Genomic DNA, 25,077 nt, shown 5'->3' with positions numbered 1-25,077 from the left:
CGCGTTCAGGGCAAAGGGTCAAACAACACCAACCCATGGGGGGCAACCTTGATCCGTGCCCGCATCCCATCAAGGGGCTCGCCAATGCTCGCCTCCAGCTGCAGATCGCCACACTCGAACAGCACCCGGCAGTGGTGGCCGAGGAACTGCTGCTCCACCACCTTGAGCTCGCCATCTGCGGCGCTCTCCAGCAACAACTGCTGGGGTCTGAGCATCAGCTGCAACTGCTCGCCCACCGCGCGGCCATGAGGCTCGCTGCCACAGATGACCCCGAGCGCCGTCTGCACGCAGTGGCTGTCCACCACCTCGGCAGCCAGATAGTTGACCCCGCCGAGAAACTCCGCCACGAAGCGATTTTGCGGGCGGCGATAGAGCTGCTCCGGCAGGCCCACCTGCTCGATGTGACCGGCGCGAAACAGCGCCAGCCGATCGGCGAAGGCAAACGCCTCCTCCTTGCTGTGGCTGACGAAGATGGCGCCGATCCCCTGCTGCTTGAGCAGGGCGCGGATCTCGAGGATCAGCTTCATACGCACCTGTGTATCGATGTTGGAGAAGGGCTCATCCAGCAGCATCAGCCGTGGCTTGCACACCAGCGCCCGGGCGATGGCTACCCGCTGCTGCTGGCCGCCGGAGAGCTGGTGCGGATAGCGATCCCCCAGCCCCTGCAGATTGACCAGCGCCAGTGCCTCGTCTACCTGCTGCTGGCGGGCACTGCGGTCGAGTTTGGTCAGCCCGAAACCGACGTTGTCGGCCACCGTCAGGTGGGGAAAGAGGGCGTAATCCTGAAAGATCATCCCGATATTGCGCGCCTCGGGTGGCACGCTGGCACCGGGCCCGTCGAGCAGGGTATCGCCGAGGCGAATCGAGCCCTCTGCCAACGGCAGCAGCCCGGCGATGGCCTTGAGCAGCGTGGTTTTGCCGCAGCCGCTCGCCCCCAGCAGGCAGACGATCTCGTTGTCTGCCACCGTCAGGGAGAGCTGCTCCAGCACATTGCGGCCGTTGTAACGGCAGCTGACATTTTCAACCTGCAAACAGGACAAGGCTGACTTCCTCTCGTTTCTGGCGGCGCGCTGCCTTTCGGTTCAGCACACCGCATGCAATTTCATTGACCGACGCGGCGACTCAGTGGCCCGGACTGTCCAGACTGCGGTTGACCCAGATCAGCGGCAACAGCCCCACCAGCACAATGACGATAGCCCCCAGCGCGCCGCGCTCCAGCATCTCGTCCGAGACAAACTGATAGACGTGGGTCGCCAGAGTATCGAAGTTGAACGGCCGCAGCAGCAGGGCGGCGGGCAGCTCCTTCATGGATTCGATGAATACCAGCATGGCACCGGCAAACAGACCACGGCGCACCAGCGGCAGATGGACCCGGCGCAGCATGCCGCCATCCCCCTGACCCAGGGAGCGAGCCGCCATGTCGAGACTGGGGGAGATCTTGCCCATGCTACTCTCCACCGAGCCGATGGCGATGGCCACGAAGCGCACCAGATAACCGAACACGATGGCGGTGATGGTGCCGGTCAGCAGCAAGCCCGGGCCCTGACGACCGAGCCACTCGGCCAGATCGTTGATGGCAAAGTCGAGGGCGGTGAGCGGCACCAGCACCCCGATGGCGAGCACTGTGCCCGGCATGGCATAACCCATGGCGGCGATGCGCAGCGGCAGCAAACTCTTGAACCCGCCATCGAGACGGCGGAAGAAGCCGAGCAGCAGGGCGATGCCCATCGCCAGCAGGGCGGTCAGCGCCGAGATAGCCAAGCTGTTGCCGGCGAAGCGGACAAACTCCGGCGTCCACGACAATTCGAAGTAGCGCACCCCGTAATCGAGCAGGATGACAAACGGCAGGCCGAAACCGGCCAGCACCAGCCCCCAGCACCACAAAGCGGCCAGAGCGCGACTCATCCCCTTAAGCGGATAGCGCAGCGGCTGCTCATGGCCCATGGACTTCTGGAACACCTGCTGCCGACTGCGCGAGCGGCGCTCCAGCGCGATCAGCAGCACCACAGCCAGCAGCATCAGGCAGGAGAGTTTCGCCGCGGTGGCCAGACTGCCGTAGCCGAGCCAGGTATCGTAGACCGCCGTGGTCAGGGTGTTGATGGCAAAGAAGTGGACGGTGGCGAAATCGGCCAGCGTCTCCATGGCCACCAGCGATACAGCCACCATGATGGCGGGGCGCGCCAGCGGCAGACTGAGACGGCGAAAGCTCTGCCACGGGGTGCAGCCGAGCAGGCGGCTGGAGTGGATCAAGCTGACTGACTGCTCGAGAAAAGAGGCGCGGGTCAGCAGATAAACATAGGGGAACAGCACCAGCGCCAGCACCCAGGCGGCGCCGCCAAGGGAGCGAATGGCCGGAAACCAGTAATCGGCTGGACTGTTCCAGCCAAAGAGTGCTCGCAACCCGGCCTGTAGGGGGCCCGAATAGTCGAGCAAGTCGGTATAGACGTAGGCGACGATATAGGAGGGCATGGCCATTGGCAGCATCAAGGCCCACTGCAGGGCACGGCGCCCCGGCACCTGACACATGGCCACCAGCCAGGCGGTGGGCACGCCAAATAGCAGGCTTAGCAATACTACGCCGACCACCAGCCCCAGGGTATTGCCCAGATAATCGAGCAGCACGGTATCGGCGAGGTGGCGAAACAGCTCCCCCTCAGCCGAGAAGGCAGAGAAAAGCAGGGCTATAACCGGTAAACCCAGCAGCAGGGCGGTGGCCCAGCTGCCGGTCATCCATCCAAAATTTTTCATGAGACCACAGATGTTGATGGGGCCGTTGGCCCCATCTGATTACAAGTCGAACTTCACTTCATCCAGCAACTGCAAGGCGTCCTTGCGGTGCTTGGCGTAATCGCTGACCGGTAGTGCGTCAGACTTGAAACTGCCCCAGGACTTGACCATGGCGGAAGGCTCGACTCCGGCCTTGACCGGATATTCGGCGTTCACGTCCGCATACATGTGCTGGGCGGTATCACCAGCCAGAAACTCCATCAGCTTCTGGGCCTCGGCCTTGTTCTTGGCATACTTGGTCATGGCCACGCCACTCACGTTGACGTGGGCACCGCGGTCAGCCTGGTTCGGGAAGTTGATATAGACCGCATCCGCCCAGGACTTCTGCGCCGGATCTTTCAACATGGCGCCCAGATAGTAGCTGTTGCCGAGTGACACGTCACAGATACCATCCTTGATCGCCTTGACCTGATCCCGGTCGTTGCCCTGCGGCTTGCGCGCCAGGTTGGCCTTGACCCCTTCCAGCCAGGTTTTGGTCTCGGCCATGCCGTGATGGGCAATCATGGAGGAGACCAGCGCCACATTGTACTCATGCTTGCCGCTGCGGGTGCAGATTTTTCCTTTGAATTCAGGCTTGGCCAAGTCTTCGTAGCTGATGGTGTCGAGCTTGCCGAGGCGATCCTTGCTGGAGTAGATGGCGCGCACCCGGGTGGTCAGGGCGAACCAGCGATTCTCCGGATCACGATAGATGGCGGGGATGTTCTCCTGCAGGATCTTGCTGTCCACCGGCTGCACCAGCCCCTTGTCCACCAGATCGGTCAGACGGCTGATATCAACGGTCAGCATCAGGTCGGCCGGAGAGAGCTTGCCTTCCCGCTCCAGACGCTCGTTCAACCCCTCTTTGGCGAACACCACGTTCACCTTGATGCCAGATTCCTTCTCGAACTGCTGGATGATGGGCTTGATCAGCTCATCCTGCCGGTTGGAGTAGACATTCACTTCCCCGGCCGCCAATGCCGACTGAGCTGCCAACGCAGAGAAAGCCAGTGCCAACATCTTCATTTTCATCATCCATTCCTTGATTAGCTATACAGAGTGATAACGATTTCCGTTTGCATTCTGCATACATCTTATAAGCGGATCAAGAAAGCTCGCCGTCGCCACATCACATATTTAATCGCCCATAAATGAAAAGGGCCGGATGGAATCCCATTCGGCCTCTTCTAAGCAAAACGTTATGTTGATCAGGCTTCAATAAGCGCTCACGCCATCGGGAATTCCCGAGATCGGGAGGTCAACAGATCTGTACGTCACGGATGCGGTTCATCACAGCGCCTCGTCGTCACTTTCGCCGGTGCGGATGCGCACCGCCTGCAGCAAGTCGTAGACAAAAATCTTGCCGTCGCCGATCTTGCCGGTATAGGCCGCCTTGCAGATCGCCTCGATCACCCCTTCCACGTTATCATCAGCGGTAGCAATCTCCAGCTTCACCTTGGGCAGGAAGTCGACCTGATACTCGGCTCCCCGGTATAATTCGGTGTGTCCCTTCTGGCGGCCAAATCCCTTGACCTCGGACACGGTCAGCCCTTCCACCCCCAGGTTGGCAATAGCCTCGCGGACATCGTCCAACTTGAACGGTTTGATAATCGCACTAATCAGCTTCATCTGGTTGCTCCCAATCCATGGTGTGTCATGAATCGGGTTTCAATTCTTATGCCAAGTATTTTTATTGTTTTATTTCATATAGATAGAGTTTAATGCCTGCGCCATTCGTCAGGCACATCCCCATAACCGGCCAGCACGCCCCATAATGAGGCACCATGCTGCAGCGGTCAGCGGGTATGCACCAAACAAGAGCAAAACAGCATGTTAGTTATCTCCAACAGCGTCACGATTCCCTGGCATGAGCTGCAATTTCAGACCATGCGGGCACAGGGCAACGGCGGACAGCACGTCAACAAGACCGACTCCGCCGTCTGGTTGCGCTTCGATTACCGCAACTCTCCCAGCCTGACGCCCCTCTACAAGGAGGGTCTCGACAAGCTGAGCGACAGCCGGGTACACGATGGCTTTGTCCTGATCCGGGTCGAGAGCCATCGCAGCCAGGACATGAACCGCAAGGAGGCGATGAGCCGTCTGGTGGAGTTGCTGAAAAAAGCAGCCTGGCGCCCCAAGGCTCGCCATGCCACCAAGCCGACCCGCAGCTCCCAACGCAAACGGGTCGATGCCAAAAAGCGCAAGGGGGATATCAAATCCGCCCGCGGCAAGCCAGTTCTGGGCTGAGCCAACCCCCAACTCCCAAAGGATGTCAGCCGATGAGATACAGTTTTTGCAACAGCGCCCGCGGCCCGCTGCTGGTCGCCATCGATCAGGATGGCCTGCGCCACGTAGAGTTCATGCTCGGGGAGCGGCCCGTCATGCCGCAAGCTGACTGGCAACGGGATGACAAAGCGCTGGCGCCCTATCTTGCCCAGTTCACCACCTATTTTGCCGGAAAATTGCAGCAGTTCGATCTGCCCATGGCAGCGAAGGGCACACCGTTCCAGCAAACGGTGTGGAACGCTTTGTGTGATATCCCCTATGGCGAGACCGTGAGCTATCTCGAGATTGCCCAGGCTATCGGCAATCCCAAGGCAGTGCGAGCAGTAGGCGCTGCCAATGGCCGCAATCCGCTGAGCATCATAGTACCCTGCCATCGGGTGATCGGACGCAGCGGCGAGCTGACCGGCTATGCTGGCGGCATTCCCATCAAGCGCTGGTTGCTGGCACTGGAACAGACAGGCACAACATTCGAGCTGGCCCCATGACACGATGAGCCCCCGTGGAGAGGGAATGAACAATATCGTGGCCAGAATGAAAAGGCTTTCTGCCAGTGGCCACGCTTTGCTGACAAGATGAACAGAAAATGAAGAATCGCCTCAGAACTACTTCAGATTGAGCGTGGCATGATGGCTCCATACTTGAATGGCACGGCTCATTCGCTGATTCAAGTAGCACCCATGTGACGCTTCCAATCTGTCTTTTTCCCCGCGCCTCCTCTGAGGCGCTTTTTTTGTGCCGACACAACAGGCCACCACCCAAGCTGAATGGCCTGAACGCCACAAAATCTGCACCACCGTAAAAACCAAAGAGGCGAAGGATCACCCTTCGCCTCTGGCGTGACAGCTGACTACTCACTCTGGGGCAGGAACTGCAGTTCCGGCGTGGAGGAGGTCAGCACATCGGCGCAATAATCCCAGGTCGAGATGCGATAGTGCTGCAGATCTTCATCCAGATGCAGACCGTCCGACTCCTGATGGAACCAGCTGGCAAAACGGGATGGGGTGATGAGCTGGATCTGCTCTTCGATGGCGTGACTATCCTTCCCCTCAGCCAGATCGCAATCCTCGATTACCCGCAGGGCATAGATGTGGCGAAAATAGACCCGGCAGAGGATTTGCGGGGGCAGATCGATGCTGCGTGCCCGCCCCAGCATGATGGTCAGGGAGTCGCACCAGAGATCCTGATGCAGCTCGGCCACAACCAGACCGGGCGGTAGCTGGCGGGACGGAGCCCAAGGGACGGCAACCTGCCGAATGGCATTTTTCTGTTCCATATTCACCTCGCGACGACTCGCTCCCTGTCTTGAGTCTATCTGAACCACATAGTCCCGGCGAAGGCAATCGATGGACAGTAAAAACGGCAATAAAAAAGCCGACGTATCAAACGTCGGCGAATAAAAAGTGCTTACAACAGAGGATTCACATATTCAGACCCGCGGGTCGAAAGATTGGTTCCCTCTTTTTGTAATTAATTTTCGGCGCGTTTAAACATCAGGGTATTGGCATCCGACTCTTCCGGCACGAAGTAGTAACCCTCGGCGTTGAAACCGGTCAGCTGCTCCACCTCGGTCAGACGGTGCTTGATGATGTGGCGAGCCATCATGCCGCGCGCCTTCTTGGCGTAGAAGCTGATGATCTTGAACTGGCCGTTCTTCTCATCCTTGAACACCGGTGTGACAATCCGCCCTTTCAGGCTCTTGGGTCGTACCGACTTGAAATACTCGTCGGAGGCCAGATTGATCAGCACTTCATCCCCCTGCGCTGCCAGCGCGTCGTTGAGATGGTGAGTGATCACCTCCCCCCAGAACTGGTAAAGATCCTTGCCGCGACTATTGTCGAGCTTGGTCCCCATCTCCAACCGATAGGGCATCATCAGGTCGAGGGGGCGAAGCACGCCGTAGAGGCCAGAGAGCATCCGCAAATGTGCCTGAGCGAAGTCAAAATCGGCCTCGCTGAAATCCTCCACCGCCAAACCGGTGTAGACATCCCCCTTGAAGGCCAGCAGCGCCTGACGGGCATTGGCTGGGGTGAAATCTGACTGCCACTCGGCAAAACGGGCGGCATTGAGACCGGCCAGCTTGTCGCTGATCTTCATCAGTGTGGCGATCTGGTCAGGGCTCAGTTGGCGGGCCCGGCTAATCAGTTCGGCGGAGTGATCTAGCAGCTCGGGTTGGGTGAAACGGGGTGTCACCAGCGGTGACTCGTAATCCAGCGTCTTGGCCGGGGAAACCACAATCAGCATAACGTTCCTTTATGGCGAGGGGCCGAACGGCAGAGCGGCCCCATGATTCATTCATCCAGCGTCACATTGTCCAGCGTGCCTGTGCCGAGCCGTTCGCGACCGGAGAGCTTGATCAGCAGTCGCAGGTCGTTGGCCGAGTCAGCGTGGGCGAGTGCCTCACTGTAGCCAATCTGGCCGGCGCAGAACAGGCTGAAAAGCGCCTGATCGAAGGTCTGCATACCCAGCTCGGTGGATTTGGTCATCACCTCCTTGAGGCGATGCATCTCTCCCTTGCGGATGATGTCGGTGATGAGCGGGGTATTGAGCAGGATCTCGAACGCAGCGCAGCGCCGCTTGCCATCCATACTTGGCACCAGCTGCTGGGCGACGATGGCCTTGAGGTTGAAAGAGAGATCGAACAGGAACTGGCGGTGCTTGTCTTGCGGCACCAGATGCAGGATGCGATCCAGCGCCTGGTTGGCATTGTTGGCATGCAAAGTGGCGAGACAAAGGTGTCCCGTCTCGGCGAACTGCAGGGCAAACTCCATGGTCTCCTGACTTCGGATCTCGCCGATCAGGATCACGTCCGGTGCCTGACGCAGCGAGCTTTTCAGCGCCACATCGAACGACTCGGTGTCGATCCCCACCTCTCGCTGGGTCACCAGACTGCGACCATGCTGATGGACGAACTCCACCGGATCTTCCACCGTCAGAATGTGACCATCGGCATGCTGGTTGCGATAGCCGATCATCGCCGCCTGGGTGGTCGATTTGCCCGCCCCGGTGGCGCCAACAAACAGCACCAGCCCCCGCTTGGCCATCGCCACCTCTTGCAGGATCTTGGGTAGCTGCAGATCTTCAAAGGTGGGAATGCGGGTCTCGATACGCCGCACCACCATGCCAGGCAGCTCCTGCTGCCAGAAGGCACTGACCCGAAAACGGCCAAGCGCTTCGCGATAGATCGCGTAGTTGGCCTCCTTGGTGCGGATATAACGCTCGAAGTGATCGCTGCTGAGGGTATCCCTGACCAGCGTCAGCGCCCCCTTCTTGTCGAGCGCTTCGCCCCCCAGCGACACCAGATGGCCATTCACCTTGAGGGTGGGCGGCGAGCCCACCGTCACAAACAGATCCGATCCCTTTCGCTCGACCAGCTCGCTCAGCAGATCATCCAGATTCATCATCTATCCCTCCCTGGGTGCGAGTCGCTTAAATGCTGTTGGGATCAACAGCCTTGGCCTTGGCATCGAGGGATGCCACCACGCCACGACTCACCAGCTGCTTGAGGCTCTGATCCATGGTCTGCATGCCGTGGGTCATCCCGGTCTGGATCACCGAGTAGAGCTGGGCAATCTTGTCCTCCCGGATCAGGTTACGCACCGCAGGAATGCCCATCATGATCTCGTGGGCCGCCACCCGGCCACCGCCAATACGCTTGAGCAGGGTCTGGGAGATGACCGCCCGCAGGGATTCGGAGAGCATGGAGCGCACCATGTCCTTCTCCGCGCCGGGGAAGACGTCGATGATACGGTCGATGGTCTTGGCCGCCGACGAGGTGTGCAGGGTGCCAAACACCAGATGGCCAGTTTCGGCGGCGGTCATGGCCAAACGAATGGTCTCAAGGTCGCGCATCTCGCCCACCAGAATGATGTCCGGGTCTTCCCGCAGGGCCGAGCGCAGGGCGTTGCTGAAGCTCTTGGTATCTCGATGTACTTCCCGCTGGTTCACCAGACAACGCTTGTTCTCGTGGACGAATTCGATGGGGTCTTCGATGGTGAGAATGTGGTGATGGAAGTTTTCGTTGATGTAGTTGACCATGGCAGCCAAGGTGGTCGACTTACCGGAACCGGTCGGGCCGGTCACCAACACCAGACCCCGCGGGAACTCGGCGATCTTGCGGAAGATCTCCGGCGCATCGAGATCCTCGAGGCTCAGCACCGTGCTGGGGATGGTACGAAATACCGCGCCCGAGCCGCGCGCCTGCTGGAAGGCGTTAACCCGGAAACGGGCCAGATTGGGCACCTCGAACGAGAAGTCGACCTCGAAGTTCTCCTCCAGCTCCTTGCGCTGATGGTCGTTCATGATGTCGTAAATAAGGGCATGCACTTCCCGGTGTTCCAGGGCGGGCAAATTGATCTTGCGAACCTCACCATCAACCCTGATCATCGGGGGAACCCCAGCCGAGAGGTGTAGATCCGAGGCTTTATGCTTTACACTGAAAGCCAATAACTCTGTGATATCCATAGACTTGTCATTCTCCCATCACAAGATCACTAACGAAATATGAACCAGATTGCCCAGCACCTGTTTCAGGTAAAGGAACGCATTGCCCAGGCCGCCGAACGGGCGAGCCGCAACCTGCAGCAGATCCGCCTGCTGGCCGTGAGCAAGACCAAACCGGTCGAGGCCATCATGGCCGCCCATGCCGCAGGTCAGCGCTGCTTTGGTGAATCCTACGCCCAGGAAGCAGCGGCCAAGATCGATACCTTGCGCCAGCAGCCGGAATATAGCGACATAGAGTGGCACTTTATCGGCCCTTTGCAATCGAACAAATCCAAACTGGTCGCCGAACGGTTCGACTGGGTGCAGAGCGTGGATCGGGACAAGCTGATCGACCGCCTCAACAACCAGCGCCCAACTACAATGGCACCGCTAAATGTTTGTCTGCAAATCAATATTAGCGGAGAGAGCAGTAAATCCGGAACGTCGGAACAAGAGATTTTCCGCCTTGCCGAGCTGGTCTCCCACAGTGAGCGGCTGGTGCTGCGGGGGCTGATGGCCATTCCCGAGCACACCAGTGACGAGGGCGTACTGGCCGCCCAAATGACCCGTATGCAGACTCTGTTCACCGAGCTTGCGCGACAATACCCCACGGTGGATACCCTCTCGATGGGGATGACCGAGGATCTTGAACTGGCGATAGCCCACGGCAGCACCATGGTGCGGGTCGGCACCGCCATCTTCGGCGCCCGTGACTACTCATAGGCAAGGCCAGCGGATAACCCATACGTCCGCCTCTTGCCGCGACTTCATCAACAGGAGCGTTTGATGGAACACCGAATTCTGGCGTCAGGTGGTGCAGGCAGCGCCAACCTCGCCGCGACCCCATATGCTACAGGAGCATCTGATGCAGCATAGAACGCTGGCCTTTATCGGCGCGGGCAACATGAGCCGCAGCATCATCGCCGGACTGGTCAAGTCGGGTTATCCCGCCGGGCAGATCACGGCTGCCAACCCCAGTCTGCCCAAGCTGGAGGCGCTGGCGAGCGAACATGGCATTCGCATCACCCAGAATAATGCCGAGGCGGCCCGTGACGCCGAAGTGATCGTGCTGGCGGTCAAACCGCAGCTGATGGCCGGCATGCTGTCAGCACTGGTTGAAGAGTTGGGCTCCCTTGAGGGCAAGCTGCTCATCTCCATCGCGGCGGGCATCAAGGTGGCGCGCCTTGGCGAGATGGCCGGTGGCCACGACTGCATCATCCGCACCATGCCCAATACCCCTGCCCTGCTTGGTCTGGGCATGACCGGCCTCTATGCACCCGAACATATTGCCGCCGCGGATCGCGACTTTGCCGAGCAGATGATGCAGGCGGTCGGCAAAACCCTCTGGGTGGAGCAGGAGTCTGGCATCAACGGCGTCATCGCCGCGGCGGGCAGTGCTCCGGCCTACTTCTTCCTCTTTATGCAGGCGATCGCCGAAGAGGCTGAGGCGATGGGCTTCTCGCCCGATCAGGCACGCCTGCTGGTGCAGCAGACCGCACTGGGCGCAGCCGCCATGGTGGCGCAAAACCCCGATCTGGCGCTACAAACCCTGCGTGAGCAGGTCACCAGCAAGGGCGGCACCACCTTTGAGGCGATCAACACCTTCCAGCAGCAGGGGCTGATGCCGCTGACTGCGCAAGCCATGCAGGCGGCCGTCGCTCGTGCCACCGAAATGGAAACCCTCTTCTAACAGGAGCCCAGATGAACACTGCTTACTTTCTGATTAACACCGTTTTCGATCTCTACCTGATGGTGATCCTGCTGCGCGTCTGGCTGCAGTGGGCCCGCGCCGACTTCTACAACCCGATGAGCCAGATGGTGGTCAAGCTGACCAATCCGCTGGTGATCCCGCTGCGCCGCGTTATCCCGGGCTTTGGCGGCATCGATCTCGCTTCCGTGGTGCTGGCGCTGGCCATCGCCTTCGCCAAGCTGGCCCTGCTCAAGAGCATGAACGTGCTGCTGGCGGACTGGCTCAGCATCAGCCTTTTCGCGGCACTGACTGTGTTGAAGAAAGCGGGCTCGATGATCTTCTGGGTACTGCTGATCCGCGCCATCCTGAGCTGGGTCAGCCAGGGCCGCAACCCCATCGAATACGTGATGCATCAGCTGACCGAGCCATTCCTCGCCCCTATCCGCCGCGTACTGCCGGCACTGGGCGGACTGGATCTCTCGGTGCTGGTCGCCTTTATCGGCCTGCAAGCCATCAACTACCTGCTGGGTGACCTGTTCGGCCAGCTGTGGTGGATGATTTGATGCCAGCCGTCCTGCAACAAGGGGATGAACTGGTACTGCATCTGGTGATCCAGCCCAAGGCGAGTCGGGATCAGATCATCGGATTGCATGGCGAAGAGCTGAAAGTGGCCATCACGGCGCCGCCCATCGATGGCCAGGCCAACAGCCATCTGATCAAGTTTCTGGCCAAGCAGTTCAAGGTGGCCAAGGGACAGATCACCATAGTGCGGGGCGAGCTGGGGCGGCACAAAACCGTCGCCATCGACAGCCCCAAACAGTTGCCGCAAGAAGTGAGTGCACTGCTGAATGACACGCAAGGCTGAATGAATCGGCCTGCGCCAACCGTAGATATGAGAGGGATGACAGATGAAAACAGCCTGGATGAGTGGCCTGCTGGCACTGCTGATGACCCTGCCGCTCAAGGCAGAACAGATGAAGGAACTGGGGCCCTGGCTGGTGCACTACAACGCCTTCAACTCCAGCTTCCTCACACCAGAGGTCGCCAAGGCGTATGGACTGGAGCGCAGCCGCTACAACGCCATCATCAATATCGCGGTACAGGACAAGCAGAAAGTGGCACAAGCAGTGGGGATCACCGGTGAGGCCAAGAACCTGACCGGCACCATCCGCACCCTGAACTTTCAGGAGGTAAAAGAGGGCGATGCCATCTACTATCTGGCGACCCTCCCTTACCGCAACGAAGATACCTATCAGTTCACCCTGAAGATCATGGGCGGTGGACAGCAACAGAACCTCAGCTTCCAGCAGACCTTCTACGTCGACTGAGCAGCAACAAGAAGCCCCGACCAAGGTCGGGGCTTCATTTTATCCATATGACAAGGGCGCCATCAGGGCGCCCTTGTTACATCTATTCCGTACCGCGGCGGTTACAGGGCGAGGAACAGGCCGGCCAGACAGGCGCTCATCAGGTTCGCCAGCACGCCGGAGAGAATGGCGCGCATGCCGTAACGGGCGATGAAGGATTTGCGCTCCGGTACCATGGAACCCAGACCGCCGATCAGGATCGCCATGGAGGAGATGTTGGCAAACCCGCACAGGGCGAAGGTCACGATGGCCTTGCTCGACTCGCTCAGGGTCTGATCCTGCACCAGACCGATAAAGGCGACGAACTCGTTGACCACGATCTTGGTACCGATCAGGGCGCCAGCGGCTTGCGCCTGATCCCAGGGCACACCGATCAGCCAGGAGACGGGGGCAAACAGCCAGCCCAGAATGATTTGGAAGCTCAGATCCAGCCCCACCAGACCACCAGCCCAGCCGAGCAGACCATTGAGCATGGCGATCACGCCAACGAAGGCCAGCAGGGTGGCACCGACCGCCACCGCGATATTGAGGCCGGACATGGCGCCATCGGCCGCCGCTTCAATCACGTTGGTGGCGCGGGGGATCTCGACATCCTGATGGTGATCGACCTCTTCAGCTCCCGGCGGCACCAGGATTTTGGCCATCGCCAGACCGGCAGGGGCCGACATGAAGGCGGCAGCGATCAGGTATTTCAGCTCAACCCCGAGGCTGGCATAGCCCACCAAGGTGCCACCGGCGACGGAGGCGAGACCACAGCTCATCACAGCGAAGAACTGGGAATCGGACATCTTGGAGAGGTAGGGTTTGACCACCAGCGGCGCTTCCACCATGCCGACGAAGATGTTGGCGGTCGCGGAAAGACTCTCGGCGCGGCCGGTGCCCAGCAATTTCTGCAAGCCACCACCCAGCAGGGCGATCACCCGAGGCATGATGCCAATGTGGTAGAGGATGGCGATCACCGCGGAGAAGAAGATGATGACCGGCAACACGTTGAAGGCAAAGATGAAGCCCAGCTTGAACTTGGCCAGATCGCCGAACAGGAAGGCGATCCCCTCCTGACCATAACCGATCACGCTGCTTACGCTCTCGCTGACCCCGTTCAGCACCTGCTGACCGGCAGGCAGCCAGAGCACCAGACCGGCAAACATGATTTGCAGGCAGAGGGCAAGGCCAACTGTTCGCAACGGGATACGACGACGATTATCAGAGCAGATGACGGCAAGCGCCAGGATACTCAGGATGCCGAGCAGGGCAATCATAGGGACTCCATCAGGTGGGGCAAAAGATGGGCGCGGATTCTGCGCCTCTCCCCCCGTCACTGCAAGTCCGCTTGGTTACAACCCTGTTAGAAAAAACGTTTGCACGATATCGGTTGCGCCAACTGGCTGATTTGGTTCGATTTTAGTATCAAAAGAAATCAAGAGTTCTTGTATGGAAACAATCATTCCTCACCGCCGGACAATTTACCCCCGAGCCAGGGGGCCAGTCGCTGCTCCCAATAGGGTTCGGGGCCAAAGCGGGCCTTGAGGAAATCGATGAAGAGACGGATCTTGGGATCCAGATGTTCGCGACGGGCATAAACGGCGTGTACCGCCATCTGCTGGTTTGGTCGCCACCCTGGCAACACCGGGATCAGCTTGCCGCTCTGTAACTCCTTGTCCAGCAAGTAGTTGGCAATATAGGCGATGCCGAGACCGGCCAGCGCCGCATCCCGCACCGCCTCCGCCATATCCACCCGATAGTTACCCGCTACCTGCACCGTCTGGCGCTCCTTGCCCTGGCGAAACGACCACTGGTGATAGCGCCGCTCCCGACTCTGGTAAGTGATGCAGTTGTGCTGGGCCAGATCCTTGGGATGGAGCGGCGTGCCGTGGCTCAGCAGGTAATCCGGCGAAGCCGCCACCACGAAGCCAATGTCGGCCAGCCGCTGTCCCACCAGCCCTTCCGGCTTGTCCTCATAGGTGGTGAGCCAGAGATCCAGCCCCTCATCCACCAGATTGGTTCTGTGGTCGAACAGCGAGACTTCCAGCTCGAGCTCGGGATAGCGATCCTGAAACGCCTTGAGATGGGGAATGACGTGCAGACGGCCAAAAGATTGGCCCACCCCGAGATGGAGCACGCCGCTCACCTTGCCGCGCCGCTCGGCGATCATGGAGTCAGCCTCCTGCGCCACCGCCACCAGCGCATGACAGTGACGGGCATACTCCTGACCCAGCTCGGTCAGGACGAAGCGGCGGGTGGTGCGCTGCACCAGCTGGGCGCCAAGGGTGGTCTCCAGCAGCGCCAGCTGCTTGCTGATATGGGATTTGGAGACCCCGAGACGACGGGCGGCGGCAGAGATCCCCTGCTCGCGCACCAGCGCATCGAAGATCACCATTTGAGGAAGACGTTGCAGCACAGGATAACCGGATTGAGTGGCGGGAGCCCATTATTCCAGAGCCGCCCGCCAAGGGGTAGGGTCAGAGCCCCAGCGCCCGGGTGATCTGCAGTTTGAGGGGGTCGTCAGCCGGATTCTGGTTGGCGCCGTAGCTGGCGATCAACTTGCCATCGCGCCCCACCAGATACTTGTGGAAGTTCCAGTTCGGCTCATCCCCATCAGCGGCCGCCGCCAACCCCTTGAACAGTGGCACAGCATCGGAGCCCCGCACCGCTACCCGATTGAACATGGGGAAGGTGACGCCATAGTCGCGGCGACACACCTCGGCGGTCTTGGTCTCGTTGCCCGCCTCCTGCCAGAAGTCGTTGGAGGGGAAACCGAGAATAATCAGCCCCTTATCCTTGTAGCTCTGGTAGAGCTTCTCCAGATCGCGGAACTGGCCGCTGTAGCCGCAGTAGGAGGCGGTATTGACCACCAGCACCACCTTGCCCTCGGTCAGCTGACAGAGGTTGTGGCGCTGAGAGTTGTTTAGCTCCCGCATCTCCACATTGAAATAATCGGGGCACGCCGCAGAGGCCGCGCCAGCCCCCAATAACAGCAACAGAGTGAACCATTTCATCGCCAAGACTCCTTTTGTTTTGTCCATCATACGCGGTTACCAGAGCCGCAGTTCACTCTCAATGCAATGGAATGCCGGTCAGCCAGCCGTGGCCCCAGAACACCAGCAGCGCGGTGGCAGCCAGGCCCGCCCCGACGCTGATGCCGGTGCCCGTCCAGTTGGCCGCAGGACGGGGATATCGCTGCCAGTCCCGCACCGAAATCCAAACCATGCTCACCAGCGCCCAGAGTCCGATGCCGCCAAACAACACCAGAGATCGCGCCTCGCTGTTGACCAGCAGATGAGCCACCGCCCAGAGCAGGGTACCGAGCAGTTGGGGATGTACCAGCCAGCGGCGCAGATGGTTGGGCCCCTGGCCGGAGAAAAAGAGGATCAGCGCAAAGGGCATCATCACCGTCATGGTCATCGGCCCCCAATCCGGCAGGAAGTAGAGCGGCAGCGAGCTGGCCGAGCGCCAACCGGCGATGATGCAGGCAATGGCGACAAACACCAGCAGGGAGAAGAGCCCCTTGTAGCGATTCTCACCCAGCCGTTCTCTCAGTCGCGCCCGATGGGCCACCGCAAAACAGGGGTAGAGATGGATCAGGGTAAACAGCGCAACCCCCAGGGTCAGCAGGAACATGAGTCTCTCCTTGTACTTGGTACGACCACTATGCCGTAAAGGGAGATTTGCGCCTATCAAAACCGCGCTTACCCATGGAGTCAAAAGTGTGGCAAGACAAAGGAGCAGAAAGAAAAGAGCCGATCACTATGGATCGGCAAATAAGTGCCAGGGCAGTCAGACATCTCGCGGGATGGGAGATGCCCCAAACGGGGATATTGAGTGGCCGATGGGGCGCATCGGCCGAACCGGATCAGCCCTTGAGCTGATAGAGCGCTGCTACGTTGCGCGCAGTGAGTTGAATGTTGGTGCTGGCGCTCTCCAGCGCTTCCGGCAGAGACATGGCACGGTTGACCACGGCGAAAACTGCATCCAGCCCGTGCTCGTGCACCACGCCGCAATCATCGGTCAGACAGCCGGAGATACCGATCACCGGCTTGCCGAACTGCTTGGCGCAACGTGCGACACCGATTGGCGTCTTGCCATGGATGGTCTGGCTGTCGATGCGACCTTCCCCAGTAATGACCAGATCCGCATCGGCCACTTCCTCGGCCAGTTTCAGCGCTTCGATGACGATCTGGATGCCGGGCTTGAGCTCGGCACCAAGCAGACCGACCAGCGCGGCCCCCATGCCACCGGCAGCGCCCGCCCCCGGAATATCCTTCACCTGCTTGCCAAGGGCCTGTTCAATGCAGTCGGCATAACGGGAGAGGTTGGCATCGAGCTGCGCCACCATCTCGGGGGTCGCCCCCTTTTGCGGGCCAAACACCGCAGAGGCGCCTTTCGGGCCGCAGAGCGGGTTGTTCACATCGCACGCCACCTCGATAATCAGATCGCTCAGGCGCGGATCCAGACCGTTCAGATCGATGGTCGCGAGTTCGGCAAGACCGGCGCCACCCAGCTCGATGGCAGAGCCATCCGCTTTGAGCAGCTTGCCGCCGAGCGCCTGGATCATGCCGGCACCGCCGTCATTGGTGGCGCTGCCGCCGATACCGAGAATAAGGTGCTTCACCCCCATCTCCAGCGCGGCCAGGATCAGCTCACCGGTCCCGAAGCTGGAGGTGTGCAGCGGATTGCGCTGCTCGGGAGCGACCAGATGGATACCGGAGGCGGCGGCCATCTCGATGACGGCGCGCTCGCCATCACCCAGCAGACCGACGAAGCCCTGCACCTTGTTGCCAAGGGGCGCGGTCACTTCGACCGGCAGGATCCGGCCACCGGTGGCATCGACCAGCGATTGCACCGTGCCCTCGCCACCATCGGCCATCGGCAATTTGACGTAGGTGGCGTTCGGCAGTACCTGCTTGAAACCGGCCTCGATGGCATCAGCCACCGCCATGGCGCTCAGACTCTCCTTGAATGAATCGGGGGCAATAACAATTTTCATATCAATTCCTTAGGCGAGGCCAAACACGCCAAACATCAGGGTGGAGACAGTGGCAATGGTCAGACCGACTGCAGTTTCGTAAGGGATAAGTTTCAGGCGCTCCCCCACCCCCATGTGGACGCTGCCACCGGTGGCGTGGAAGAAGGAGCCGTGGGGCATGTGGTCAAACACAGTGGCACCGGCATGGATCATGGCTGCTCCGGCCAGACTGCTGATCCCCAGTTCAATCAGGGTGGAGCTGAATACGTTGGAGGCCACCACGGTACCGGCGGTGGTCGAGGCGGTCGCCAGCGACATCAAAGCACCGGAGATAGGCGCCAGCAGGTAAGAAGGCAGACCGGAGGCGGTCAGGCCGCTGATCAGCACATCTTTCAGGCCAGAGTTGGCAATGATGCCCGCCAGGGTACCGGTACCCAGCAGCATGATGGCGACCGGCGCCATGCGGGCGAGACCGGAGACCGCAAACTGGTTCACCTTGCTGAATTTACCCATCATCAGGGCACCAACCAGACCACCGAGGGGCAGTGCAATCAGCGGATCCACCACGATACCGGCAACAGGACGCAGGGCCAGCAGCAGGATGGCGACCAGCGGTGCACTGATGGCGGCGGCAAAGCCTGGCAACTTGGCACCGGCAAAGCTCACCACTTCGTCGGCGGCCACCTTGCTGCCCTTGTTGTTCAACCTCTTGGCCAGCCAGTAGGCCATCACCAGACCGAACAGACCCGGAATGATGCCCGCCGCCATCACAGAGGTCAGGGGCAGATGGAAGGCATCAGCCGCGGCAATGGCGTTAGGGTTGGGGGACATGACGTTACCTGCCTTGCCGCCGCCGATCATCGCCAGCAGGATGGCCGCCTTGGAGAGGTCGGCACGGCGGGCGATGGCCAGCGCAATGGGGGCGACCGTGATGACGGCCACATCCACGAACACGCCGACCGCAGTCAGGATCAGGGTTGCCAGCGCCAGCGCCAGCAGGGCGCGGGTTTCACCGAGCTTTTTGACGATGGTCTCGGCGATAGTGGTGGCGGCACCCGATTCGATCAGTACGCCCGCCAGTACACCGGCCGCCAGGATCCGCATCACCGCTGTGGTGATCCCCTGGGCGCCGCCGATCATCAGGGCGACGGTCTGGGTCAGATCGGCACCGCCAATCAGGCCACCGGCCAGGGCACCCACGATCATGCCGTAAGCGGGCGGCACCTTCTTCAAAATGAGGATGATGGCGATGGAGAGCGCCGCGATGGCGCCAAGGGCTGTAACCGGGATCATGACGGACACCTTCAATGGGAGTGAATGGCCGCCATTATGGAGATCTGCAATCAGAATGCTTTGGCTGAATAGCCAAAAATAACATCATTTAAATGTATTTTTTTGTCTAACTTTACAATTACAAGTCGAGATTAAGGCCGAGATAGAGCAAAAATTTGTCGTCTAACTTGTTGAAATTCAACCCGGTTATCTGCTCTATCCGCCCCAGACGATAGCGCAGGGTATTGGGGTGAATGAACAGGGCTTCGGCACAGCGATGCAGATCACAATCCTGCAAGAAATAGTGGCGCAGGGTCTTCTGCAGCGCCCCCTTGCCATCTTCCCGGGCCAGTTTCTGCAGCGGTGTGCGCAGCTGATCCGCTTGCCAGGAGTCCGCCAGACTGCCCAGCAGCACCGGCAAACGGTAGTCCTCAAAGAAGTAGACCTGTTTGCGCGGCGCCTGCCGCATGCCACGGCGCAGGGTATCTCGCGCCGTCTGGTATGAGCGCGCCAGCCCGTCGATCCCGGCGAAGTAATCGCCCACCGCGATATGCACCTTGAAGTGGGGAATGCGGGCCAGCAACTGCTTGATCCGGCTGCGCTCCTGCGCCGATTGCCAGACGCCATCACTCAATTGCGCCGGTTTGAGCACCACTATCTCGTCGAGCCCGTTGATGGCGACCAGATTGTCCCGCTCCGGATTTTCCAGCTGATGGACCAGCTCTCGCAGACGCGCCGGATCCGCCTCCTCCAGCGCCAGCACGGCCACCACCCGAGGCTGGGCCAAGTCCAGTCCGAGAAAGCGGGCCGCCTGCTGCAATTGATCAACTCGCCCCTCACCACGAATGAGCTGCAACACCAGCTCCTCCTTGTGGCGCTTGTCCCACTGCAACTGCTCGGTGAGCGCTGCCTGCTCCAGGATCAGTTCTGCCGTCATTCGCACCAGTTCGGCGTAAGCACGAACGATGTCCGGATCACCAGAGATGCCGATCACCCCGATCAGCTCCCCCTGATAGGCGATGGGAAGGTTGATACCGGGACGCACCCCCTTGAGCTCGCGGGCGGTCGCTTCGCTGATCTCCACCACCCGGTTTTCGGTCAGTGCCAGCACGGCCCCCTCGTGACGCTGATGGAGCCGCTCCGGATTGCCGGACGCAATGATGAGGCCGTGTTCGTCCATCACGTTGACCGAGAACGACAGGATCTTCATCGCCCGTGCGACGATCTGGCGGGCAAGATTATCGTTTAGCTGCATAACATCTCCGGACAAGGGGCTGATCTGGCTACGTCACCATGGGTCGATTCAGAGCACATGGGCGCAAAGATGCCACATCATCAAGACAAGCGAGAGGGGGATCGCTAGAATAGGCCACTTTACCCGATGTGTGCCCCGCCATGGAGCAGGAATTGCGTGCTTGCACCCGCCTGCCCGTGATGGCCCATCCCTCCGATCTGGACTGTGCTATGGATTATGAATTTCGCCGCGACCCGTTTGGTGGCTATCGCGCCCGGTTCTCCATGGGCCATGAAGCCATCGGTCAGTGGCTGATCGACGAGGTTGGCAAGGATGAGGAGAAGCTCGACGAGCTCTTCTCCATCATTGATCAGCTCTCCAACCGCACCCGAGTCGAATATCGGCTCAACGGCGGTGACTACTCCCTGCTGCTGACCCATGAAGAGGCGGAGGTGAAAGCCAACGCCCTCAATATCGAGCTGGGTGAGGATCTTGACGATCTCGCCTACTACGATGATGAACAGCTGGCCATGTGCGGGCTGGAAGATTTTGCCCAGGTGCTCACCTCCTGGCGCGCCTTTATCCGTAACGAGGATATGGGCTGATTGACCCAATGTCGGATTACTATGTCGGGCAAACGTGCCCTTTTGCCTAACTCAACAGGATTGACTATGTCTATTTACGATTTTGATGACGAACTGCCGGAAGACGAAGAACAGGAATCCACCAAGAAAGCGGCTGCACCTGCCAAGAAGAAAGGCAAGCAGGTGATGAACACTCAGGTCAACCTGAGCCCGCGCGATGCCAGCCGCCTGAACGGTATGCACGTTGAAGCGATCGCCACGCTGGACGATGTCAGCCTGCCGAAGAACGTCATCTTCAAGGCTGGCCTGATCGCCCTGGGCGAACTGGAAGCCGGCAAGCGCGCCGATATTATCGCCCGCGTGATCGCCGAATCAGGCCGCTAATCACCCCTGAAGGCATAAAAGAAAGCCGGAGCCACTGCTCCGGCTTTTTGTTTTCCGCCTAGGCACTCTCAACGGCAATCGATCCCCTTTCCGGCTCGGGAGATCAGTTGGTCATAGCGACCATCGGCACGGGCGGCAGCCAGAGCATGATTGAAGCGCTCAAGCAGGTTGGCGGCCTCCGGGTACTGCCGTGAAATGATCAGATAAAAAGTGTCGCTCTGGCGAAAGTGGGGCAATGCCTGCAGATGGCAGGGGTCGCCAAACAGCTGACGGCTGGCATCCCGGGTCACCGTCTCGTTCATCGGCAGCAGATCGATCCGTTTACGATCCAGCAGTTGCAGACACTGTGCCAGGGTCTTGGGGCGCTGCAGATCCAGCCCGAAACGCTTGATCACCCCGTCGGCATGGCTGGTGCTCCATCCCAGCGGAATGCAGACTCGCAACCCTTGCCAGCGGCCAGCCTGAATGGCCTCGCTCCCCCGATAGGTGAACCAGGAGAGGCGATCTATGTGAATGGGAGCGCTGTAGTGGAAAAGCTTGGCCCGCTCGGCAGTCCAGGCGTAGGGGAAGGTGGCCGCGACCAACCCATTACGGGTCAACTGATAGCCGCGGGGCCAGGGCAGGTAGTCGACCTGGATCTCCCGATACCCGGCCTCTTGCAGCAGGGTCGTCACCAGCCGGGTGCTCTCGCCGCCTGCAGGCAGTGCCTTGCCGGTATAGGGGGTGAACTCACCGGTCACCAGCAGCAAGGGTGCCGCCTGCAGCCAGACACACCAACAACACAACAACCACAGACAGTGCTTCATCAGCTGCTCTCCCTTTACCCTGTTGATGAGTATAGAGAAGGGATCCGACCACCTCCTGCGCGGTTGTCCTGCTGACGCCCACTTGTTAAGGTTGCCGCCTGCCTCGATCAAGGAGATCCAATGTTACCCCTCCCCGACTCATTTATCTGGGGCGCGCTGGCGCTGGCCGTGCTGCTTGCCCTCTTCCGCCAGCGTCTTCCCGCCTTTGCTCTGCTGGGACTCTCCCTGCTGCTGGCACTGTGGCTTGACCGAATGACGCTACCCGCCCTGCTGGTCTCGGTCGCAGGATTACTGCTGGCGTGGCGTGCGCCAACCCTCCCCGCCCGCTGGGCGATGGTGACCAGAGTGGTGCTGATCCTCTGGGCGATTGCGCTGACCCTGCACCTCATCCCCGGCTTCAACAATCTCAAGGCGCTGGATCAGGCGCTGGCAGGCCCCGCCAGCGTGCCGTTCAACATGTATCTGAACCTCGACAAGCCGCTGCTACTCTTTGGCTTGCTGCTGGCCTGCCCGATGCTGCTGGGCAAGGGGGGCGCAATCCGCTGGCGCCCGCTGGCCCTGTTACTGCTGCCGCTGGGTGCCCTGTTGGTCATCGCTTGGCAACTGGGGGCACTGAAACCGGAAGTGGGTCTGCCCCACTGGTGGTGGCTGTTTGCACTCAACAATCTGCTGTTCACCTGTGTGGCGGAAGAGGCGCTGTTTCGCGGCGCGATCCAGCAGGGGCTGACCGAGCGTTACCGCCCCTGGATTGGCATCGTCGTGGCTGCGCTACTGTTCGGAGCCATCCACTTGCCCGGTGGCCCACTGCTGGCGCTGTTTGCGACCCTGGCAGGCTGCTGCTACGGCCTGGCATTCCAGCTCAGCGGGCGACTCTCCGTGGCCATCCTGATCCACTTCGCCTTCAACTTCGCCCATCTGGCGCTCTTCACCTACCCGCTGGCCCACCGCTAACTCCTGAAGGCGCCTGACACGGGCGCCTTCCCTCGCACTTCCCTCTCTCTTTAAGCGTGCTGCCTCAATCGCTTTACACCTCCACAAAGCTCCAAACAAAACCAATTCATTTACTTGTAACCAAAGTGTAAACAAACTGACCTCTGCATTCGCCATAACAGTCACTTTCCATTGCCCTGCAACCAAAAGGATCCTGTGATGCAGAAAACCCTCAGTTATGCCGCCCTGCTGCTGGTCAGCCAGTTCCCGCAACTGGCACTGGCCGATACCGATGTCTATCTCACCAACAACAGCCCTGAACCGCTCCAGATCGACATCCGCCAAAGCGGCAGCGGCCAGCTGCAACCCGGCAGTCAGTGGCTTCAGCACCGCACAGAGCTGGGCCCATGGGAGAGCGCCATGGTACTCAGCTTCAATCGCTATGAGGGGGTAAAAGCGGGCAAGAGTTATCTGTTCGAAACCCGCGTGACCACAGCGGGTGGCGACGTCTATCGCCTCAACCAGCTGATGGAGGGAACCTGGTGGAACACCACCTTGCAGCACGGTGGCGAGACACCGACCAGCGCATCCGGCTGGCAAAACGATAGGGCGATCCATCGCGTTGCGGGGCCACAAGAGCTGGCCTTTGCCGCCAAGTTCACCGGCCGCTACGACGATCTGCACTATATGATCACGCCCCCCCAAAAACGGGAGCAACCGGAACCGGCAGAAAATAGGCTCAAGGTGGCCAGCTACAACGTCTGGGCGCTGCCGGTGATCGCCTCCAGCATCGGCGAGCGGTTGACCCTGCTGCCTGATTATCTCAAGGGCTATGACGCCCTGCTGCTGCAAGAGGTATTCGATGGCCGCCGCGAGGGCTTTTTGCAGGCGCTGGCGAAAGAGTACCCCTACCAGACCAAGGTACTCGACAAGCCCGGGGTCAACATTCATGACGGCGGCGTGGTGATCGTCAGCCGCTATCCCATAGTGCGGGAGGCCCAGCTGGTCTATCCCCAATGCACCGGCACCGACTGCTTCGCCGACAAGGGAGTGATGTACGCCGAGGTGATCAAGGGGGGCAAGGCGTGGCACCTGTTCGCTACCCACACCGCCAGCTTCGACACCGACGAGGCGCGCAAGCTGCGGCAGATCCAGTTCGGTCAGATCCGCTCTCTGGCTGCCAGCCTCAAGATCCCGACCACGGACACCGTCATCTACGGCGGCGACTTCAACGTCAACAAACGCAAGTTTGCCGATGACTACGCCAACATGCTGGCCAATCTGAACGCCCATGAGCCCGCCTATGGCGGCTATACCGAAGCCACCTTCGATCCCAGGATCAACCCCTATGCCGGTGGCCCGCTCTCCGGTGGCGCCAACGTCGAGTATCTGGACTATCTGGTAGTGAGTCGGGAGTACGGCAACGCCAGCCACAACCTCAACACGGTCTGGATCCCGCGCAGCAGCGATGGCAGCCTCTGGCCCGCCAGCAACCTCTCAGACCACTTCCCGGTCAAGGGAGAGATCAGCCGATGACTCGTCGTTACGGGATACTGGCGCTGGCTATCCTGACCCTTTTACTGGTGAATCTGGGCTGGCAGGAAGAGCCATCTCCGATATCGCCAGAACGGTCGACGACGCCCTCTCCGGCCGATGTGCAATTGCCAGCAGAACCGGGGAGCCAGCCTCCCCGAATGCCCAACGCTGAGGGGATAGATGGCAAAAGCAAAGAAGTGCCCAGCAGCTGGCAGGCGATGCCGGATGAACTGATCAACCAGCTTGCCAGCGAGATCAGCGACAGCGAGTTGCCGCTGGCGCAGCGTGTGAGCAATCTGGAAGCAACAGAGGCCGGGTGGCTGAGCGAGGGGGAGAGCCTGATCCTGTTACAAGGGCGCTATGCCCTGGCGCTGGATCAGTTGGCACAGGAGAGCGAGCAGTTACCGCTGGCCGAGCGGCTGGACGCCCTCAGCCGCTTGCAGGATCAGTGGGCGGCGGATCATCCGGATCTGGCGATGGATCTGTTCAACCCGGATGCCCGCCTGCAGCAAGCTCGTCAGCTTTGGGGAGATGAGGAGCTGGCCACCCTGGCCCATCACTTCCTGCCCGCAGAGCAGGCCGAAGCCACGCTGGCGTTTGCCGGGGCGCGCCAGCAACAGCTCGATCAACGCAGCCGCTACCAGCGAGAGCTGGCCGAGCTGGAGCAGCAACTGGCGGCCAGCCAACAGCAGATGGATCCTGCGCTGTGGCAACAACACAAGGAGGAGGTGTTGAGCCAGTGGCGTCGTGACTTCTTCGCTCGGGAGCAAGGCAAACCCTGAG

The 25,077-nt window shown here is 60.2% G+C and carries 28 protein-coding genes; 12 read left to right on the top strand and 16 right to left on the bottom strand.

Annotated elements, in window-relative coordinates; genetic code table 11:
• Window positions 1–5: 5 nt before the first annotated feature.
• The 4 genes from AB5Y83_RS20650 to glnK form a co-directional block, all read right to left on the bottom strand.
• Window positions 6–1,040, bottom strand: coding sequence for an ABC transporter ATP-binding protein (locus tag AB5Y83_RS20650; RefSeq protein WP_368175884.1), 1,035 nt, complete (start codon window positions 1,038–1,040; stop codon window positions 6–8).
• A gap of 82 nt (window positions 1,041–1,122) precedes the next feature.
• A complete protein-coding gene (locus AB5Y83_RS20645; protein WP_368175883.1) occupies window positions 1,123–2,748 on the bottom strand; it encodes an ABC transporter permease in 1,626 nt (541 codons plus the stop codon).
• 39 nt (window positions 2,749–2,787) lie between these two features.
• Window positions 2,788–3,795, bottom strand: coding sequence for a Fe(3+) ABC transporter substrate-binding protein (locus tag AB5Y83_RS20640; RefSeq protein WP_005340374.1), 1,008 nt, complete (start codon window positions 3,793–3,795; stop codon window positions 2,788–2,790).
• Window positions 3,796–4,053: 258 nt separating this feature from the next.
• Window positions 4,054–4,392 carry a P-II family nitrogen regulator gene (gene glnK, locus AB5Y83_RS20635; RefSeq protein ID WP_005341406.1) on the bottom strand — a complete coding sequence of 113 codons (339 nt, stop codon included), beginning with the start codon at window positions 4,390–4,392 and terminating at the stop codon, window positions 4,054–4,056.
• 201 nt (window positions 4,393–4,593) lie between these two features.
• On the opposite strand from glnK, the gene arfB reads away from it, so the two are divergent.
• The gene (gene arfB, locus AB5Y83_RS20630; protein WP_368175882.1) at window positions 4,594–5,010 is read left to right on the top strand and encodes an alternative ribosome rescue aminoacyl-tRNA hydrolase ArfB; all 417 of its coding nucleotides are present in this window, start codon (window positions 4,594–4,596) and stop codon (window positions 5,008–5,010) included.
• A gap of 32 nt (window positions 5,011–5,042) precedes the next feature.
• The gene (locus tag AB5Y83_RS20625) at window positions 5,043–5,534 is read left to right on the top strand and encodes a methylated-DNA--[protein]-cysteine S-methyltransferase (protein ID WP_368175881.1); all 492 of its coding nucleotides are present in this window, start codon (window positions 5,043–5,045) and stop codon (window positions 5,532–5,534) included.
• Window positions 5,535–5,896: 362 nt separating this feature from the next.
• Here AB5Y83_RS20625 and AB5Y83_RS20620 read toward each other — a convergent pair whose 3' ends face one another.
• The 4 genes from AB5Y83_RS20620 to tapT all read right to left on the bottom strand — a co-directional run bounded on the left by AB5Y83_RS20620 (window position 5,897) and on the right by tapT (window position 9,510).
• The gene (locus AB5Y83_RS20620; protein WP_236316900.1) at window positions 5,897–6,322 is read right to left on the bottom strand and encodes a hypothetical protein; all 426 of its coding nucleotides are present in this window, start codon (window positions 6,320–6,322) and stop codon (window positions 5,897–5,899) included.
• Window positions 6,323–6,516: 194 nt separating this feature from the next.
• The gene (gene yaaA, locus AB5Y83_RS20615; RefSeq protein WP_236316899.1) at window positions 6,517–7,290 is read right to left on the bottom strand and encodes a peroxide stress protein YaaA; all 774 of its coding nucleotides are present in this window, start codon (window positions 7,288–7,290) and stop codon (window positions 6,517–6,519) included.
• A 47-nt stretch (window positions 7,291–7,337) separates the two neighbouring features.
• Window positions 7,338–8,447, bottom strand: coding sequence for a type IVa pilus ATPase TapU (tapU, locus tag AB5Y83_RS20610; protein WP_005340356.1), 1,110 nt, complete (start codon window positions 8,445–8,447; stop codon window positions 7,338–7,340).
• Window positions 8,448–8,475: 28 nt separating this feature from the next.
• Window positions 8,476–9,510 (bottom strand): type IVa pilus ATPase TapT, encoded by a 1,035-nt coding sequence (gene tapT, locus AB5Y83_RS20605; RefSeq protein WP_005340354.1) that lies wholly within the window; start codon window positions 9,508–9,510, stop codon window positions 8,476–8,478.
• Between the two features lie 39 nt (window positions 9,511–9,549).
• Here tapT and AB5Y83_RS20600 point away from each other — a divergent pair, with 39 nt between their 5' ends.
• The 5 genes from AB5Y83_RS20600 (at window position 9,550) to AB5Y83_RS20580 (ending at window position 12,546) form a co-directional block, all read left to right on the top strand.
• Window positions 9,550–10,251, top strand: a complete 702-nt coding sequence (locus tag AB5Y83_RS20600; RefSeq protein ID WP_019445603.1) for a YggS family pyridoxal phosphate-dependent enzyme — start codon at window positions 9,550–9,552, stop codon at window positions 10,249–10,251.
• A gap of 142 nt (window positions 10,252–10,393) precedes the next feature.
• Window positions 10,394–11,218, top strand: a complete 825-nt coding sequence (gene proC, locus AB5Y83_RS20595) for a pyrroline-5-carboxylate reductase (RefSeq protein ID WP_368175880.1) — start codon at window positions 10,394–10,396, stop codon at window positions 11,216–11,218.
• Window positions 11,219–11,229: 11 nt separating this feature from the next.
• Window positions 11,230–11,781 carry a YggT family protein gene (locus AB5Y83_RS20590; RefSeq protein WP_005341416.1) on the top strand — a complete coding sequence of 184 codons (552 nt, stop codon included), beginning with the start codon at window positions 11,230–11,232 and terminating at the stop codon, window positions 11,779–11,781.
• Window positions 11,781–12,083 carry a DUF167 family protein YggU gene (gene yggU, locus AB5Y83_RS20585; protein WP_103251367.1) on the top strand — a complete coding sequence of 101 codons (303 nt, stop codon included), beginning with the start codon at window positions 11,781–11,783 and terminating at the stop codon, window positions 12,081–12,083. The genes AB5Y83_RS20590 and yggU overlap by 1 nt, the downstream gene beginning before the upstream one ends.
• 43 nt (window positions 12,084–12,126) lie before the next feature.
• Window positions 12,127–12,546 (top strand): DUF4426 domain-containing protein, encoded by a 420-nt coding sequence (locus tag AB5Y83_RS20580; RefSeq protein WP_005340339.1) that lies wholly within the window; start codon window positions 12,127–12,129, stop codon window positions 12,544–12,546.
• A 101-nt stretch (window positions 12,547–12,647) separates the two neighbouring features.
• Here the strand turns inward: AB5Y83_RS20580 and AB5Y83_RS20575 are convergent, their stop codons facing one another.
• The 7 genes from AB5Y83_RS20575 to AB5Y83_RS20545 all read right to left on the bottom strand — a co-directional run bounded on the left by AB5Y83_RS20575 (window position 12,648) and on the right by AB5Y83_RS20545 (window position 20,075).
• Entirely contained in the window at window positions 12,648–13,844 is a 1,197-nt protein-coding gene (locus AB5Y83_RS20575) for a NupC/NupG family nucleoside CNT transporter (protein ID WP_160881766.1), read from the bottom strand.
• Window positions 13,845–14,026: 182 nt separating this feature from the next.
• Entirely contained in the window at window positions 14,027–14,962 is a 936-nt protein-coding gene (locus AB5Y83_RS20570; RefSeq protein ID WP_005340335.1) for a LysR family transcriptional regulator, read from the bottom strand.
• 82 nt (window positions 14,963–15,044) lie between these two features.
• Window positions 15,045–15,581 (bottom strand): glutathione peroxidase, encoded by a 537-nt coding sequence (locus tag AB5Y83_RS20565; protein WP_005340333.1) that lies wholly within the window; start codon window positions 15,579–15,581, stop codon window positions 15,045–15,047.
• A 58-nt stretch (window positions 15,582–15,639) separates the two neighbouring features.
• On the bottom strand, window positions 15,640–16,203 hold the full coding sequence (locus tag AB5Y83_RS20560; protein ID WP_042053314.1) for an NnrU family protein: 564 nt from the start codon (window positions 16,201–16,203) through the stop codon (window positions 15,640–15,642).
• Between the two features lie 232 nt (window positions 16,204–16,435).
• On the bottom strand, window positions 16,436–17,569 hold the full coding sequence (locus tag AB5Y83_RS20555; RefSeq protein ID WP_279488825.1) for a glycerate kinase: 1,134 nt from the start codon (window positions 17,567–17,569) through the stop codon (window positions 16,436–16,438).
• A 9-nt stretch (window positions 17,570–17,578) separates the two neighbouring features.
• Window positions 17,579–18,841: a GntP family permease gene (locus AB5Y83_RS20550; RefSeq protein WP_005340326.1), complete on the bottom strand. Its 1,263-nt coding sequence runs from the start codon at window positions 18,839–18,841 to the stop codon at window positions 17,579–17,581.
• Window positions 18,842–18,959: 118 nt separating this feature from the next.
• Window positions 18,960–20,075, bottom strand: coding sequence for a sugar diacid recognition domain-containing protein (locus tag AB5Y83_RS20545; protein ID WP_204382214.1), 1,116 nt, complete (start codon window positions 20,073–20,075; stop codon window positions 18,960–18,962).
• Window positions 20,076–20,284: 209 nt separating this feature from the next.
• Between AB5Y83_RS20545 and AB5Y83_RS20540 the strand changes: the two genes are divergently transcribed.
• A complete protein-coding gene (locus AB5Y83_RS20540; RefSeq protein ID WP_026034971.1) occupies window positions 20,285–20,659 on the top strand; it encodes a YacL family protein in 375 nt (124 codons plus the stop codon).
• A 66-nt stretch (window positions 20,660–20,725) separates the two neighbouring features.
• Entirely contained in the window at window positions 20,726–21,022 is a 297-nt protein-coding gene (locus tag AB5Y83_RS20535; RefSeq protein ID WP_005348860.1) for a hypothetical protein, read from the top strand.
• A 68-nt stretch (window positions 21,023–21,090) separates the two neighbouring features.
• Here the strand turns inward: AB5Y83_RS20535 and AB5Y83_RS20530 are convergent, their stop codons facing one another.
• Window positions 21,091–21,828, bottom strand: coding sequence for a substrate-binding periplasmic protein (locus tag AB5Y83_RS20530; RefSeq protein WP_368175879.1), 738 nt, complete (start codon window positions 21,826–21,828; stop codon window positions 21,091–21,093).
• 120 nt (window positions 21,829–21,948) lie between these two features.
• Here AB5Y83_RS20530 and AB5Y83_RS20525 point away from each other — a divergent pair, with 120 nt between their 5' ends.
• From AB5Y83_RS20525 to AB5Y83_RS20515, 3 genes are all read left to right on the top strand, one after another.
• Window positions 21,949–22,779 (top strand): CPBP family intramembrane glutamic endopeptidase, encoded by an 831-nt coding sequence (locus AB5Y83_RS20525; RefSeq protein ID WP_236381137.1) that lies wholly within the window; start codon window positions 21,949–21,951, stop codon window positions 22,777–22,779.
• A 198-nt stretch (window positions 22,780–22,977) separates the two neighbouring features.
• Window positions 22,978–24,294, top strand: coding sequence for a sphingomyelin phosphodiesterase (locus tag AB5Y83_RS20520; RefSeq protein ID WP_368175878.1), 1,317 nt, complete (start codon window positions 22,978–22,980; stop codon window positions 24,292–24,294).
• On the top strand, window positions 24,291–25,076 hold the full coding sequence (locus tag AB5Y83_RS20515) for a hypothetical protein (RefSeq protein WP_368175877.1): 786 nt from the start codon (window positions 24,291–24,293) through the stop codon (window positions 25,074–25,076). Before AB5Y83_RS20520 ends, AB5Y83_RS20515 begins: the two co-directional genes overlap by 4 nt.
• Window position 25,077: the final 1 nt, after the last annotated feature.

It is taken from the genome of Aeromonas sp. R5-4 (assembly GCF_040908215.1).
GTDB lineage: Bacteria > Pseudomonadota > Gammaproteobacteria > Enterobacterales > Aeromonadaceae > Aeromonas > Aeromonas veronii.
This window is presented reverse-complemented; position numbering and strand designations above follow the sequence as displayed.